11 protein-coding genes are annotated in these 14,732 nt (G+C 43.8%); 6 read left to right on the top strand and 5 right to left on the bottom strand.

The features are described 5' to 3' along the window. Positions 1-656: 656 nt before the first annotated feature. From L1286_RS21140 to L1286_RS21130, 3 genes are all read right to left on the bottom strand, one after another. The gene (locus L1286_RS21140; protein WP_442961762.1) at positions 657-1,154 is read right to left on the bottom strand and encodes a hypothetical protein; all 498 of its coding nucleotides are present in this window, start codon (positions 1,152-1,154) and stop codon (positions 657-659) included. A gap of 317 nt (positions 1,155-1,471) precedes the next feature. Further along, positions 1,472-2,644 carry a MerR family transcriptional regulator gene (locus tag L1286_RS21135; protein WP_235409030.1) on the bottom strand — a complete coding sequence of 391 codons (1,173 nt, stop codon included), beginning with the start codon at positions 2,642-2,644 and terminating at the stop codon, positions 1,472-1,474. A gap of 135 nt (positions 2,645-2,779) precedes the next feature. Continuing rightward, complete coding sequence (locus tag L1286_RS21130; protein WP_235409028.1) at positions 2,780-6,163, bottom strand: methyl-accepting chemotaxis protein; 3,384 nt, start codon at positions 6,161-6,163, stop codon at positions 2,780-2,782. Between the two features lie 368 nt (positions 6,164-6,531). Here L1286_RS21130 and L1286_RS21125 point away from each other — a divergent pair, with 368 nt between their 5' ends. Both L1286_RS21125 and L1286_RS21120 read left to right on the top strand, forming a co-directional pair. After that, positions 6,532-6,987 carry a GNAT family N-acetyltransferase gene (locus L1286_RS21125; RefSeq protein ID WP_235409026.1) on the top strand — a complete coding sequence of 152 codons (456 nt, stop codon included), beginning with the start codon at positions 6,532-6,534 and terminating at the stop codon, positions 6,985-6,987. A 220-nt stretch (positions 6,988-7,207) separates the two neighbouring features. Further along, positions 7,208-7,711 carry an RNA methyltransferase gene (locus tag L1286_RS21120; protein WP_235409024.1) on the top strand — a complete coding sequence of 168 codons (504 nt, stop codon included), beginning with the start codon at positions 7,208-7,210 and terminating at the stop codon, positions 7,709-7,711. A gap of 94 nt (positions 7,712-7,805) precedes the next feature. Here the strand turns inward: L1286_RS21120 and katG are convergent, their stop codons facing one another. After that, complete coding sequence (gene katG, locus L1286_RS21115) at positions 7,806-10,019, bottom strand: catalase/peroxidase HPI (protein ID WP_235409023.1); 2,214 nt, start codon at positions 10,017-10,019, stop codon at positions 7,806-7,808. A gap of 301 nt (positions 10,020-10,320) precedes the next feature. Between katG and L1286_RS21110 the strand changes: the two genes are divergently transcribed. The 4 genes from L1286_RS21110 (at position 10,321) to L1286_RS21095 (ending at position 13,976) form a co-directional block, all read left to right on the top strand. After that, positions 10,321-11,241 (top strand): hydrogen peroxide-inducible genes activator, encoded by a 921-nt coding sequence (locus tag L1286_RS21110; protein ID WP_235409021.1) that lies wholly within the window; start codon positions 10,321-10,323, stop codon positions 11,239-11,241. A 214-nt stretch (positions 11,242-11,455) separates the two neighbouring features. Then, positions 11,456-12,169, top strand: coding sequence for a DUF4397 domain-containing protein (locus L1286_RS21105; protein ID WP_235409019.1), 714 nt, complete (start codon positions 11,456-11,458; stop codon positions 12,167-12,169). Positions 12,170-12,458: 289 nt separating this feature from the next. Further along, positions 12,459-12,875 (top strand): DoxX family protein, encoded by a 417-nt coding sequence (locus L1286_RS21100; RefSeq protein ID WP_235409017.1) that lies wholly within the window; start codon positions 12,459-12,461, stop codon positions 12,873-12,875. A 150-nt stretch (positions 12,876-13,025) separates the two neighbouring features. Next, the gene (locus L1286_RS21095) at positions 13,026-13,976 is read left to right on the top strand and encodes a glutathione S-transferase family protein (protein ID WP_235409016.1); all 951 of its coding nucleotides are present in this window, start codon (positions 13,026-13,028) and stop codon (positions 13,974-13,976) included. A 112-nt stretch (positions 13,977-14,088) separates the two neighbouring features. Here L1286_RS21095 and L1286_RS21090 read toward each other — a convergent pair whose 3' ends face one another. Then, positions 14,089-14,601: a hypothetical protein gene (locus tag L1286_RS21090; protein ID WP_235409014.1), complete on the bottom strand. Its 513-nt coding sequence runs from the start codon at positions 14,599-14,601 to the stop codon at positions 14,089-14,091. Positions 14,602-14,732 lie beyond the last annotated feature (131 nt).

Here is a 14,732-nt window from a genome sequence, read left to right as displayed (position 1 = left end):
TGATACTGCTCTATGTGGCGATGGACGTGCAGAAGTAAAATACGTGGATTACGCCATGGTCAGGTTGCGCTTTTCATCGCTCTGGGGCGCAAGGCATGGTGCATACGCTCAGCAAGCGGTGTCATTTGGTCGCAAAAAACAACGGCACGTTCTTAGTAGCATGACATACTTTCTATTCACTGGGGCCTTTGTTATGAGCCGGTATTCATAATGCAATTTATCAAAAGGCTTTGTTATATGTCGCTGCATCGAACTGTTATTCTGTTACCTAATTTTGGTTCCAGCTGGGGAAGTAGGTTGAGTCAAAACCCCGAGCGTGATGGTGCTATCTTCCCGTGTTACCTTTTATAGCAACATACGAAAACGCTAATGCGCCACTAAACGTGGCAATTAGTGACGCCCAATTATAGGTATTATTATATTCACCGATCGTTATGGCGAATAAGATGACTGTTGTAAATACCCATAATGGGAATGCTAGGAAAATAGCCAAAAACCTGAATACTTTTTTTGCTTTTAAGATTTCCACCTGATGTTATTCCTTCTTTTTTATTGCATCAGCGAAAAATAATGCAACATCAATTTTGATATAGAACTCTCAGTTTTCTTTGTTGATGAAGTACGTAACGAAACGCGCAACTCCCCTTTTTGTTAATTTACCAATCCTGGCTGTATGTTTTATTCGCTTCAAATGCTTCAACTTCCAAGGGGGCGTTGCTATAACCGTATTGGGCTAGGTCTGAAAAATGTTGTGTAACAATCTGATCTAGGCTAGACCGCTCTATTTGCAACACATGCACCAACTCATGTGCTAATTTAGGTTTATTCAAATTAAACCCTTTTCTCACGTAGATTGTGTATCCAAACACTTGTGCGTTATTCACGATACCTTCGCCAATAAACCCTAAAGCTTCTCCCAGTGTTTTTAATGCAAAGTTTTCATGTGGAAATGGGACCTCATTTACATACACAATTTTGACTTTTTCAGGATGTTTTATCCCTATTTCCGCCGCTAACTGTTGCTCTCTTTCGTTTAATGACATGCCAATTTTCAAGCCTTGTTCTTCGATGTTATGTGCCCAAGCGATATATTGCGGTAGCAATAACGTCGATATCACTTTTTGATGATAAAACGTGACAACAAACAGGAGCATAATAACCAGTGCAGATAAGAGCTTGACGGTTTTCATATTTAAAATTTTCGCTACGATTAAAACTGTATTTTCACTTATGTTAACACTCTATTGTATAAATTCTCTCATAAGGGGCCTTTGGTGTTAATTTTTACAGGTTTAGTCAATACTCATCCCTAATTTCACATCATCATTTTTTTGGGGGGGAGGGCAGTTAAACCGCACTGCCTGCAGTATGACGAAAGTCGTGTTAGGGGGTTTGGAGTTTTTACCTCTCACAACTAAATGGTTGCTTTAATCCATGGGGGGTCGTATGTTGAGCCTAAAAAGAGGCGCATTTAAGCCTTCTTTTCAACGATAAAAAAATGGTATCCAAACTCATGTGCAAACTGTGTACATACGTTGATTTCAGCTTCTAGATCATTGAGTGCTGCTGAGAATGGCATGCTTGGTTTTAGCGTCTGAACTCGCTTTTCGAGCGGTTGGTAGTAGTTAAGCCACGCTTGGTTGCTTTGAGAAAAGTGTGTAATGACGTTAAAACCTGACTGTTCGATTTGTCTCAGCCGATTTGCAAGCGGTTGCATATCTGCATACTCTTTTGACCAAAAATCTTTTGCTTGGTTTGATGGTGAGCTTGTGTGCCATACCAGATCACTAAAAACAAGGGTACCGCGTGGTGTGAGCAGGGGGGCCCATGTGTTTAGGGCGTGAGTGACTCCCATAATGTAAGCACTGCCTTCAGCCCAGAGCAAGTCGAAGCGTTTTTCCAGTGTATGCAGTTGCGTCATACTCAGGCACTGTAAAGAGAGTCTGCCGAGTAAATTTGTCTGTTTAAAGCGATTAACCAGTGCGTCCAATGCAGATTGCTCGTTGTCGATTGCAGTTATATTTGCAGGTGTATGCTGAGCGAGCACCTGTGTTGCTAGGCCTTTTCCACAGCCAATTTCTAAGATTTCACATACAGGCGGAGGCACTGCTTTGAGCGCTTTTAGCGTATCTTGTGTACTTCCAGGACCCCATTGTTCTAGTGCGTTGTACACCGTCATAAAATCTGTCATATATCTATCGTGTTCGTGCATATCTTTTGAAAGCCACCTAAGTCGAAGTGCTTCTTTCTCTTCAAAACCTTGTTTAATCAGCCAATCCAGATGCGCGTCGGGTGCTACTTTGTTTAGCTGCTCATGCCATGTTTTTAGCTCCCCTTCACCTAGCATCGCTGACAGTAAATTTCGAGATTGTTGCTTAATCTTAATTTCATCATCCAGTGCGGTGAGACGGCGTCTTAAAACCTGCTGGTCAATTTTTGACTCAATACAGGCTTTGCATTCTCGTAATGTCAGGCCGCCAGCAAGGAGCTGTTGGATCAAACGTACACGCTGCAGATCCTTTTGCGTGTAAACGCGGTAACCATTGTCGAGTCTTCTTCCTGAAATTAGTCCTTTTTTTTCGTAGTACAGCAACGCAGTTCGAGAAAGGCCAACCTGTTGTGCGAGTTCAGATACTTTATACATATGCAGATCCATACTTCAGAGGAGTAGCCTTACTGTAGACTATAAAGTAGTAGACAGGTCAATGGTCACTGTTAAATAAAAACGAAGGACTGAGAATATGTACCCGCGGCAAGGAGGAGCCGCGGGTAGGGGGAGTTAGGAAGCGATATGTGCGAGCGCTTTGATTCGGTTGATACTTTCTTTGTCTAAGGTAAAAAAGTCCATCGTTCGATTCATATTGTTGGCTTGATCTGCCATCGATTGCCCCGCAGCAGACGCTTCTTCAACCAATGCTGCATTTTGTTGTGTCATTTCATCCATTTGAGTCACAGCACTATTAACTTGAATAATGCCCTCTGACTGCTGCCGTGCCGAGGCTGCTAGCTCTTGCATCATGGCGCGCACTTTGGAAGTTGATTCAACAATCTCTAATAGTGTTTCTCCTGATTTATTGACCAATGAAGTGCCTTCCTCGACTTTCGTTTGGCTGTCTCGGATCAGCTCTTTTATCTCCTTAGCTGCTTCTGAAGAGCGTTGGGCAAGGTTCCTCACTTCACCCGCAACAACGGCAAAGCCTCTCCCTTGTTCACCAGCTCTTGCTGCCTCGACAGCTGCATTTAGTGCCAACAGGTTAGTTTGAAATGCAATTTCATCAATGACGCCAATGATTTCTGAGATCTCTTTGCTCGAGTCGTTAATTTCCTTCATCGCTGTCACTGCTAAGTTAACCACTTGGCCGCCTTGTTCAGCGCGCTGCTCAGCCTCTAGAGATAGTTCGCTGGCATTTTCTGCACGTTTACTGCTTTGTTTCACACTGTCTGTCATGGCATCCATACTGGCCGAGGTCTCCTCAAGACTAGATGCCTGTTCTTCCGTGCGTTGGCTCAAGTCCATGTTTCCCTGAGCAATCTCATTGGCACTTTGGGAGATACTGCCTGCGGATGAGCGTATGCTCGATATAATTTCTGTCAGCTTATCTGCTGTAGCGTTGGTATCTTCTTTAAGTCTACCAAATTTGCCTTGGTAGTCGTTCGTCATTCGCTTGGACAAGTCGCCTTGGGCAAGTGCCCCTAACATTTGCATGACGTCATCAAGCGCAACTTCGACGGTATCCAGTAAGCCATTTAGGCCTTGACTCAGATTGCCGAAAAACCCTGACTTACCAGCTGGATCAATTTTTTTACTGAGATCGCCTTGAGAGGCCGCTTGCACAATTTGGTCTATTTCTTTTTCAATATTCACTTCTGCGGTTCGGTCAGCCCACTCAAGTACAGTACCAATACGCTGGCCTTCGACCTCTATAGGGTTGGCGGTGAGTGCAAACACTTTTTCACCGATGTGTTCAACACTTCTGAGTGTATCTTGCAGATTATCAAAAACGATTTTTTGTTGTTCTGGCTCCAAGTAAAAGTCTTGAATAGCAAAGCCAGTAAGATCTGAGGAGTTGAAGTTGCCAACATGCTGACGGATATCGTGTTCAGATTCGGCCATCATGTTTCGTAACGCGTTATTGGCATAGATAATATTTAAATCAGGATCAGCAATCATGACATTGCCCGACACACTGTCCAATGCATATTTTACGCGAGCGTTTTCGGATGCGATACGCGACTTTTCTTGCTCTAATGCGAGCCAATCAGTTTTGTCTTGCCATTCGATCACGGTACCGACTCGTTGACCTTCAACATTAACCGGACTCGCAACAATAGAGAATGTTCTGCCTGCTAATACAAATTCACTCTCATGGCTGGTGGTTAATTGATCATACTCAGCAAGCAACTCAGAGAAATGTTCAAAATAACGCGTCAGCGGCTGGCTTATTACGTTGGTGGGATCAAATGCCGGCAAAACATTTAAAATATCTGGCTCAGCAGTTGCAAACATCCTACCAAGCGCCTCATTTAAATAAATCACTTGATACGTGTCGTCGGTGATCATGACTTGTCCAGATGAGCCATCCAAAGCATATTTTACGCGCGCATTCTCTGACGCGACGCGTGCTTTTTCTCGTTCATTTGCAAGCCAATGCGTTTTATCTTCCCATTCATACACAAGACCAACGGTTTGACCTTCTACAACCACTGGACTTGCTACGAGTGAAAAGGTTCGGCCAGCAATTTCGAGTTCATGCTCGTAGGTACTGGTCAATTGTTCAACTTGGCTTTCGACTTCTGAGAAAGCAGGCAACTGGCTACTTAAAGAGGTATTAATGATGTTACGGTAGTCAAAGTTAGGGTGGAGTTGGCTGATATCTTGGCTTGCTTCTTTAAACATGGTGCTTATCGCATCGTTTAAATAGATCACTTGGCCATGCTTGTCAGCTATCATGACACAGGCGCTGGCATTATCGAGGGCGCTTTTTATCCTTGCATTTGCACTCGCAATGCGCTTTTCTTCGCGTTCTTTTTCTCGCCCGTGGCGTAAGCTTTCACGCATTGAAAGCATGGACTTAAATACCCCTTTCGATGCGCTTTCATCATACTTTTCATCCAAATCGCCACGTGCAATAGCGGTGGCAATCCGTTCTAGCTCGTTGGGGTCTTTACCGAGTTGCGCCATCACAGAGCGGGTTAAAATAAGGACCACACATCCGCTGAGCAACAGAGCAACGGCGAAGGTGATTAATATTTTATTGACCGCGTATTCGTTATCAGCTTTCAATCTTGGCCCCAACGTATCTTGGTCTGATTTAACAGAAAGTTTTAAGTCATCGACTAACTTAGCAAACTGAGGCCCAATGACGTCTAGGGTATTGGCGACCTTGTCATTTCTGTCAACAATGATGTCGTGCACACTTTGATACGCCGTTTTGTACTCAGATTCCATGCTTCTGATCTGGTCAATCATTTGTCTGCTAGCATCTGAATTGGTTAACAGTTCAATGCGGTCCATCTGCGCTTCAAATTGCGAGAACTCTTGTCTAACGCGTTGATCGGCACTCTCATCATTACTCTCAAGATACTTAATCACGTATAAACGTCCAAGGAGTAAATTGCGCATCGCTACCCCCGTTAAATAGGCTAGCTGTGTGTTGCTGTCTTCTGATGCGTTGTACATCAGTTTAGTCAGCTCGCGCTCCATTTGTGGACCCAATACATTGAGTTGTCCGTTTACGAGTTCATCCCGTTGGACTCTGTACGCCTTGATGACTTCAAATGTCTGATTATACTGCGAAATTTCTTTTATAAGCTCTTTCACCATTGCAGAACGTTCAGGTTTGTTAATTTCACGAGTGGCGTCATCGAGTAGCTTTTCCACCTCTATAAAGTATTGATTATACTGATTAATATCCTTCTCACTGCCTGTGAGCAAGAAGTCTTTGACATTCATGCGCACCATTAACATATTTGATTGCAATATGCCTGCTAAGTTGCTGTCACGCGCTAGCCCTCGATAGTCTTTGAATCCATCAGAAGCAGTTTTCAACGCGAAGAAAGAGATCAGGCCGATAATGGCCAGTGTCACCATGACGGCAGAAAAAGCCGCAATGAGTTTTGATTGTAGCGTAGATAAAAAATTGAAGTGGGCGGAATTAACCATGTTCAAAGTTCCCTTAAGACGCTGGTGTAGCGAGAAATATCAAAAAGTCCTGAACACAAGTATAGAAGCTAAATAACAATGCGTTTTATTATTGCTGGACAATGTATTGAATAAAGGGGCATTCGTTCCTCATGGGCTACCCTAGTTTTATGCTTTTCTTCTTGTTTTGCAATGGCTTATGGTGTTTGTTTGTCGGTGTGAATAGTGCGATTTAGCAAAGTCGACTGAGCGGTAGTGCGTATCAAAATGAGAGATATCTGTATTGCGTCGGGCAGTGTCCCCCTTTTCAATATATAAGCGGTAATCCATGTCTCACACCGTGCGTATTTGTGGTTAAATGTACCCGTCATTACTGAAGGAGTATAAGAATGCAAAGTGAGTTAGCCATCCGAAAGGCAAGGGAAGAAGAAATGCACTGGGTCAATGAGCAGTACCAACGAATTGGTTTTAAATTGTCCGATATAGCGCAGGACTTGATTGCCATTGCGTTGATTGATGGGCAAAAAGCGGGCGTCGGTCGAGTACAACCGCTTACTTCGGTCGATGCGGAGCTGGGAGGCATGTATGTGCTTCCTGATTTCAGAGGTGCAGGGGTGGCCTCGAAACTCGTTGAGTTTTTAGTTGCGCATGCTGTTGAGTTTGAACGTGTTCATTGCTTACCCTTCGCGCATTTAGCGGAGTTTTATAAAAAATTTGGGTTCGACACGGTCAATGATCGCGGGCACGTGCCCAGCTCAATATTAGCTAAGCATCGTTGGTGTAACGACACATATGAGCACGACACTCTACTGTTCGTAAAATATAACCTCAACGTGACTGGTTAATGGGTTGCATGGGGCGCGGCAAAGGCGTGCTGAAAGTCTGCCAGATTGAGGTAGATCAAAGTAACTGTCGGCTGTGTCATGTGCTCGTCCATCCAAATCAGGGGGGTGGGCTGTCTGGCATTATGTTGTGTGACCAAAGTGGCACAAAATTTCGCACGTGATACAATCGCGCGTCGAAAATTTTTGGTAGTTTTGCTGCCTGCACATTGAGAGTTAAAAAATGAGTGAGTCATATTCTGCAATAGGTTTGGTCAACCCCAAGTCACCAACCAATGTTGGTGGAGTATTGCGTGCAGCGGGGTGTTACGGTGCGCAGGCTGTGTACTTCAATGGTAACAGGTATGCAAGAGCGGCGAAGTATCACACCGATACTAAAAACATCGCTGAGCATATTCCTATTCATCAAGTTGATGATTTAACAAGTTTAAAAGTACCAGGCAGGTCACTGGTGTGTGTGGAGCTTGTTGAAGGTGCAACACCCTTGCCCGAATTTACACACCCCGAAGATGCGCTGTATGTTTTTGGCCCAGAGGATGGCAGTTTGCCGCAAAGTATTGTCGATGCAGCTGATGCGGTTGTCTATGTTCCCACCACAGGATGTATGAATCTAGCTGCAACAGTCAATGTGCTTTTATACGATCGCATGGCGAAGTGCACAACCACTTTTGATTCGCAGCAAGTACTCTCTAGTAGAGACACAAATAATCGTTTGATTGTAGAATAGTGGTTATCGCATAAAGTCATGTCACACGATATATTTAAACAACCGTATGACATGATTTTAATAGCCGTGTGTCACGGCTTGGGTGGTGTCGAAGTTATTGTAAATCGAATCTATCTAAGCGCATCACCTTTACCCACGCTTTGATGAAATCATCAACAAATTTTTGTTTAGCATCTTCTGACGCGTACACTTCTGAGATTGCACGTAACTCTGAATTAGAACCAAAAATTAAATCGACAGCGCTCGCTTGCCATTGCTGCTGACCTGACTTTCTATCTATCCCAACATAGATACCTTGCTGGTTGTCAGACTTTTTCCACTTGGTTTTCATATCGAGTAGATTGACAAAAAAAGCATTGTTTAATTGGCCCGGTGTATGCGTCAATACGCCCGTTTTCGTGTTATCGGTATTGGTGTCCAGCACTCGCATCCCGCCGAGTAGCACAGTCATCTCCGGTACCGATAAGCCGAGCATATTAGCCTTATCTATGAGCATTTTTGTTGGAGACATATATGCATCATCATGGTAATAATTCCTAAAAGCGTCCGCTTTTGGCTCTAAATAATTGAAAGACGCAATATCAGTGTGTGCTTGGCTTGCATCTGTTCTGCCTGGTACAAAAGGCACGGACACCTTAAATCCTGCTTTTTTTGCGGCATTTTCAAGCCCTGTAGCACCGGCTAAGACAATGAGGTCAGCCATGGATACTTTGCGACGGGCGCGTTGGTTAAACTTGCTTTTTACCCTTTCAAGTTTTGCCAGCACAGAGCTCAATTGTGCCGGGTTATTTACCTGCCATTCACTTTGTGGTGCAAGTCGAATTCTGGCACCATTCGCGCCGCCACGCATGTCTGTGACTCTATGGCTTGATGCCGACGCCCACGCTGTTTCAATTAGATCTGCATCGCTGATCTCAGCGCTAATGATTGCCTTTTTCAGCTGTTTAATGTCAGACGTGGAAATGGGTTTGCCGGATGGCTTTGGCAAGGGGTCTTGCCAAAGCATTGTTTCTTTAGGAATATCATTACCAAGGTAGCGTGCTCGTGGCCCCATATCTCTGTGAGTCAATTTAAACCATGCCTTTGCAAATGCAAGTTCATACGCATTTGGGTCAGATCTAAAACGCTCTACGATTTTCCTAAAAGCAGGGTCCTCTTTTAGTGCTAAGTCTGTGGTAAACATAATGGGCGCGCTACGCTTGTTTTTTAAGTGTGCGTCGGGCACCAAGTTGACTGCGGCGGGGTTATCCGGGATCCACTGAATGGCACCTGCTGGGCTGGTGGTCTGTACCCAGTTGAAGTTCATCAGGTTGTCTAGGTAATTGGTTGACCATCGTGTGGGCGTCACTGTCCATGCTCCTTCAAAACCACTGGTACTCGTGTCTGCACCTTTACCACTACCACAGCGGTTTTTCCACCCAAACCCTTGTTGCTCAGTCGGCGCTGCAGCGGGTTCTTTTCCGATACAGTTGTCGGGCTTTTTGGCTCCATGCGCTTTGCCAAAAGTATGACCACCTGCTATCAAAGCCACTATCTCTTCATCATTCATGGCCATACGACCGAACGACAATCGTATGTCCTCAGCGGCAAGTAGTGGATCCGGCTTACCATGCGGACCCTGTGGGTTTACATAGATTAACCCCATTTCAACCGCTGCCAGTGGGCCTTTTAGCTTGCCTTTTTTATCTCGCCTTTCGTCCGCCAAGAATGCGGTTTCAGGGCCCCAGTAAACCAGATCGGGTTCCCAGTCATCGCTTCTGCCACCAGCAAATCCAAAAGTTTTGAAGCCCATTGATTCAAGGGATACATTACCAGCCAATACCATGAGATCAGCCCAAGATAGCTGTTTGCCATATTTTTGCTTGACGGGCCAGAGCAGACGCCTTGCTTTATCCAAATTAGCATTGTCTGGCCAGCTATTTAATGGATTGAAACGCTGTTGACCGCCTGCGGCTCCCCCTCTACCATCATGGACTCGATATACCCCTGCACTATGCCAAGCCATGCGGATCATGAGTGGGCCATAGTGCCCCCAATCTGCTGGCCACCAGTCTTGAGAGTCGGTCAATGTTGCCGTGATGTCTGCTTTGACTTTATCTAAATCAAGTTTGATGAATTCACGGCGGTAATCAAACTCTTCGCCATAGGGGTTTGATTTCATGGCATGTTGTCTAAGCGGACTTATATCAAGCTGCTCAGGCCACCAAAATTGGTTAGTTTTAATTTGCGTGACAGGCGGTGATGCCAGTGTGGCTCCACTCATTGCCATGCTAACGGTTGCTGCTAAGGTTAATAACTTTGTACGCATAAGTAAGCTCCAAATAAAATACCCAGTGCTAGTATGAAAGCAGTCTGAGTGCGTGCTTTTTAGAGCCTAAAATCACTGATGAAAGATTTAAAATTGAATAACTTAAAGATAATTATCAGTTTTTTAGAATATTCGCAGTTGGTAGTGAATTTTAATTTTATCTATATGAAATTAAAGAGCTTTTTAAGGCGGTGGGGTAAGTCAGATAGCGTGCTGTATTACTTTTAAACAGTTGCTTGGGTGCATTATTAGATTTAACGATTAAGATAGAGAAAATAATCTAAAATAAAGAACATTAGCGATGATTTCACTCAAACAAATTGTGTATGCGTTGGCGGTCGAAAAAACACTGCACTTCAAAAAGGCAGCTGACGCATGCCATGTGTCTCAGTCAACTTTGAGCACAGCGATTCACGAGTTTGAAAAGCAGTTAGGGGCGGTTATTTTTGAGCGCAACAATAAGCATGTTTTTGTCACTGAAGAAGGTCGGCTGTTGCTGGACAAAGCGAGGCAAATCAAATTAGAAACAGACGAGCTCATGACGTTGGCACAAACCAATAAGGCGCCACTGGGTCGGCCAATGAAAATTGGCGTGATCCCAACCATTGGGCCATTTTTGTTGCCTAAGGTGCTACCAGAAGTACGTAAACAATATCCCGAATTTAGATTGAAAATTATTGAGGACCAGTCTCATGTCTTGGCTGATATGCTACGCCAAGGAGACTTAGATGCTGCTATATTGGCGTTGCCATATCAAATAGAAGGGTTAATGGCGTTTGATTTTTGGCACGAAGACTTTTACTGGGTAAGCCATAAAGAAGAATGCAGCGCGAGTCTCGAAGAGATATCCAGTGACCAATTTGAAATGAACAGGTTAATGCTTTTAAAAGAAGGCCATTGCTTGAAAGAACATGCACTGAGTGCATGTAATTTATCTAATGAACAAAAAGATACCTCGTTCGACAGTACCAGTTTACATACGCTGATCCAAATGGTTGCAGGGAAAATGGGCACGACCTTAGTACCGCAAATGGCATTAGACCAATTGGTGAAGGGGGAGTCGGATCTTGTTGCAATTCATCTGAATGAACCTGGACCACATCGGACAATCTCGTTGGTGGTCAGGCCAAATTATGTACGAACGAATGATATCACCATTTTGCAGAAGCTGTTTAATCAAGAATTGCGAAAAAGCTGTGCAATGAGCTTTTGCAATATCTAATTGAGTTTGCAAGTCATGCGTATGCACGTCTCCTCAGCAGGCGTGTATGGTCAGGCAAAGTATTTGGAAGCGTACCTGATAGGCGTTGAGAATGCGTAGTTGAAGAATCTCGTAACGCTTGGCTACATCAAAACGGTGAATAGTTACACTCGATAACAACTTCTCAGCATTCACTTGATTATACTTTCTTTAGTGACAATTGTAGGAGAGTAAAGTGAATTTAATCAAAGGTTTAGTGTTCTCGGTGATGGTTGGTGCATTAGCTGGATGTAGTGATGATAATTACACTGCTGATGTCAGTGCAATCAACCTAGTCAACAATGAAGTGGACGTGTACTGGCAGTTTGAAAAAGGCAGTGAAGAGATGTCTTTAACAGACAAAGATGGCTTGTTGTTTGGCGAAAAATCGGCTGAAAAGCTACTGATACAAGATGACTCTGATGGTAATGTCTTCACGTTTTACGGGGTGAAAGGTAATTCGTTGGAAACCGCCATTGCGTCAACGCGCTTTCGTTTTTCAGAGCATGCAGACTATGTGGTTTACTCTTTTGGTCGTCTAGACAATGATTCTGCTCAAGCAGCACAGTTAGGGGCTGTAAAAATTAACGATGATGCAATGGCCAGTAGTAAGTATCGTGTTATTGTCTTCCACACCTATGTAGCTGATATGGGAAAAGTTGATGTATACATGGGAGATCAAAGAATTGCTGAAAACCTAGAGTATGGAGAAGCGACATCGTATCTCGACTTGCCTGTGGATCAAAATGAACTGATTGTGGTTAAAGCAGGGCAAGGTGCCAATACTGACAACCCAATTGCCAAAGTGACTTTATCGCCTCAAACGGGCGATATTCAATTGGCTTATATTACCTCAACTTCTCAAAATGAAGGCAATATTAAGTCATATAAAGTCAATAAAACCCAATAGTCGGGGGCGCGCCCACCCTATGCATGCCATCTAAGTCATTAGATGGCTTTTTTGTCTCTGAGCTCTGCAATGTTTTAAGCATCGCCATGTAAGCGCAGCGGCACGGCCCATCTTTGTGCATTATTCAGTTCTAACTCACCTAGCTGTTGGTACAGTGTACACTCTAAAATTCTTAAAAATAGAACAATAAGCTCGTCATTAACTAATTTTATTTGTTTTAAGCGATAGTAAACTGGTTGGCAAGTCAGGCAGAGGTGCCAGTTAGTATGCAAAGCTTAGGAGCGAAACAATGAAAATAGTGAACGTTATCTCAAACAATGAAGGTCTCTCCAATATCGCAAATTTAGTCGGTCGAGTTGGTCTATCCGTTATTTTCATCCTTGCAGGGGTGAATAAAGTGCAATATTACGAGGGAAATGCCCAGTATTTAGCATCGGGTGGCTTACCTGAATTTCTATTGCCGCTTGTGATTGCGCTTGAATTAGTTGGTGGTCTATTCATTCTCGCAGGTGCATTTACGCAATTGACTGCATTGGTATTTGCAGGGTTTTGTATCGTGAGTGCGTTGGTATTTCACACAAACTTAGCAGATCAAATGCAGTTTTTTATGTTCTTTAAAAATATTGCAATGGCTGGCGGATTTTTAGTATTGGCTTGTGCTGGTGCAGGTCGTTTTAGTATCGATCATAAGCTTGTAAAAGCGTAAAAACTGAGGCGTGGGTCTATGCTAGACCAGTGAGACCAACGCCATTCTTAATTATTCAGAGTAGCGCTTAGGCACGGTGCAAATGGACACAAGATGTATCAAGCTTAAGCGACCTCGCAAGTCACAGGTTTTTAGATTAGGAGAGTAGCAATGGGTTTATTAGTAAACGGTCAATGGCACGACAAATGGTATGATACGGCCTCTAGCAAAGGTGAGTTTCAAAGAGAAGCCGCTCAGCTGCGTAACTGGGTAACCGCAGATGGTGAAGCAGGATTTAAAGCCGAAAAAGGCCGGTATCATTTGTATGTTTCGTTGGCATGCCCGTGGGCGCACCGAACTTTGATTTTCCGCCAGTTAAAAGGGTTAGAGGACTATATTGATGTCTCTATTGTCAGTCCTGATATGTTACAAAATGGGTGGACATTTGACCAAGGTACAGGCAGTACAGGCGACACGTTGTTCAATAGCGCGTATATGCACCAAATTTATACTAAAAATAATCCGAGCTATAGTGGACGTGTGACAGTCCCTGTACTTTGGGATAAAAAACAACACCGCATTGTGAGTAATGAGTCATCTGAAATCATCCGTATGTTTAACAGCGCATTCAACCATTTAACAGGTAATACGCGAGATTTTTACCCTGCACAGTTGCGAACACAAATTGATGAAATCAATCGTTTTGTATACGACAGCATCAACAATGGTGTTTATCGTACGGGCTTTGCAACGAGCCAAGAAGCGTATTCATCCGCCTATCACAAGCTGTTTTCAGCTCTCGACAAAATTGAAGAGCTCTTGAGTGAAAACAGATATTTAGTTGGAGATGTGCTTACGGAAGCGGATTGGCGGTTGTTTACGACCTTAATTCGTTTTGATTCGGTGTACGTCGGTCACTTTAAATGTAACAAACGCACTATTGAAAGCTACCCGCACCTGTCAAATTATGTACGTGCGTTGTTTCAATTTCCAGGGGTTGCTCAGACAGTCGATTTTCACCATATAAAACGCCATTACTATTTCAGTCATACGATGATTAATCCAACTCAAGTTGTGCCAAATGGTCCGGAGATAAATTATGACCGACCACATAACCGTTAGTCGCCAATGATGCGTTTTGCATCACCCTTTTAAGGGCAAAGTGTTTTTTTAGCATACAGGAATTGCTTTTGACGCCGCTGTATAGACCCCTGCATGGGAGGCGGAGAAAGCCTTATTGTGTGTTTTGACTTGTCCCATTAATGAGTGCTTTGAGTGCGGGCCGGACAACCGCCAAAATAAATACCAAGATGATCAGTGTTCCTGCTATCAATTTGAGTACGGCCATAAACCATGGCTGTTCATAGATTGGGCGCAGTCCCTGTCTATCCTGTTCGGTTTCAAGTGCTTTGCAGGCAATCGGCAAAGCATTCAACGATCCATCGTGTGGCGTATCAAAGACGAAACCAGCACGCGCTAGGGCAAGTCGGGCCGCTTGAGTGTGTGATTCGTCTACGTACAACATATGACTTTTGAAGTCGGCATAATAGGTAATCTTTTGCAAATCTAACACATCAGCAACTTTTACCGCATCGACTAGGCGAAGGTCTTGGATCAAAGGGCGAAAAGAGATTGTTTTTGTCCAAATGACAATGGCGGTGATTAAAATAAATGAGCAAGTCAGCACAGCGTAAAGGAGCGCATCTTTATGCGTCAAAGTGCGTTGAGCCAGTTTTGTAGTTGCCATTGGCGTGTCCTATGTCCTTTCTTTTCGTTAATTTATGATACGCAATTGACGCGTGATAAAAAACAAAAAATTTCCTTATCGGGTACTGAATTTAACACCGTTTTGTTGACATATCTCGATACTAAAATGCC

The organism is Pseudoalteromonas sp. SMS1 (assembly GCF_021530565.1).
Taxonomy (GTDB): Bacteria; Pseudomonadota; Gammaproteobacteria; order Enterobacterales; family Alteromonadaceae; genus Pseudoalteromonas.
Note: the sequence above shows the minus strand (reverse complement) of the source record. Positions and strands in the feature narration are given on the sequence as shown.

Bases quoted from the DNA above. Each gene is read 5' to 3' on its own strand.
- katG (WP_235409023.1), bottom strand. From the start codon at position 10,019: ATGCGTACAAAGTTATTAACCTTAGCAGCAACCGTTAGCATGGCAATG.
- L1286_RS21135 (WP_235409030.1), bottom strand. From the start codon at position 2,644: ATGTATAAAGTATCTGAACTCGCACAACAGGTTGGCCTTTCTCGAACT.
- L1286_RS21120 (WP_235409024.1), top strand. From the start codon at position 7,208: ATGAGTGAGTCATATTCTGCAATAGGTTTGGTCAACCCCAAGTCACCA.
- L1286_RS21140 (WP_442961762.1), bottom strand. From the start codon at position 1,154: ATGCTCCTGTTTGTTGTCACGTTTTATCATCAAAAAGTGATATCGACG.
- L1286_RS21100 (WP_235409017.1), top strand. From the start codon at position 12,459: ATGAAAATAGTGAACGTTATCTCAAACAATGAAGGTCTCTCCAATATC.
- L1286_RS21130 (WP_235409028.1), bottom strand. From the start codon at position 6,163: ATGGTTAATTCCGCCCACTTCAATTTTTTATCTACGCTACAATCAAAA.
- L1286_RS21125 (WP_235409026.1), top strand. From the start codon at position 6,532: ATGCAAAGTGAGTTAGCCATCCGAAAGGCAAGGGAAGAAGAAATGCAC.
- L1286_RS21090 (WP_235409014.1), bottom strand. From the start codon at position 14,601: ATGGCAACTACAAAACTGGCTCAACGCACTTTGACGCATAAAGATGCG.
- L1286_RS21095 (WP_235409016.1), top strand. From the start codon at position 13,026: ATGGGTTTATTAGTAAACGGTCAATGGCACGACAAATGGTATGATACG.
- L1286_RS21110 (WP_235409021.1), top strand. From the start codon at position 10,321: ATGATTTCACTCAAACAAATTGTGTATGCGTTGGCGGTCGAAAAAACA.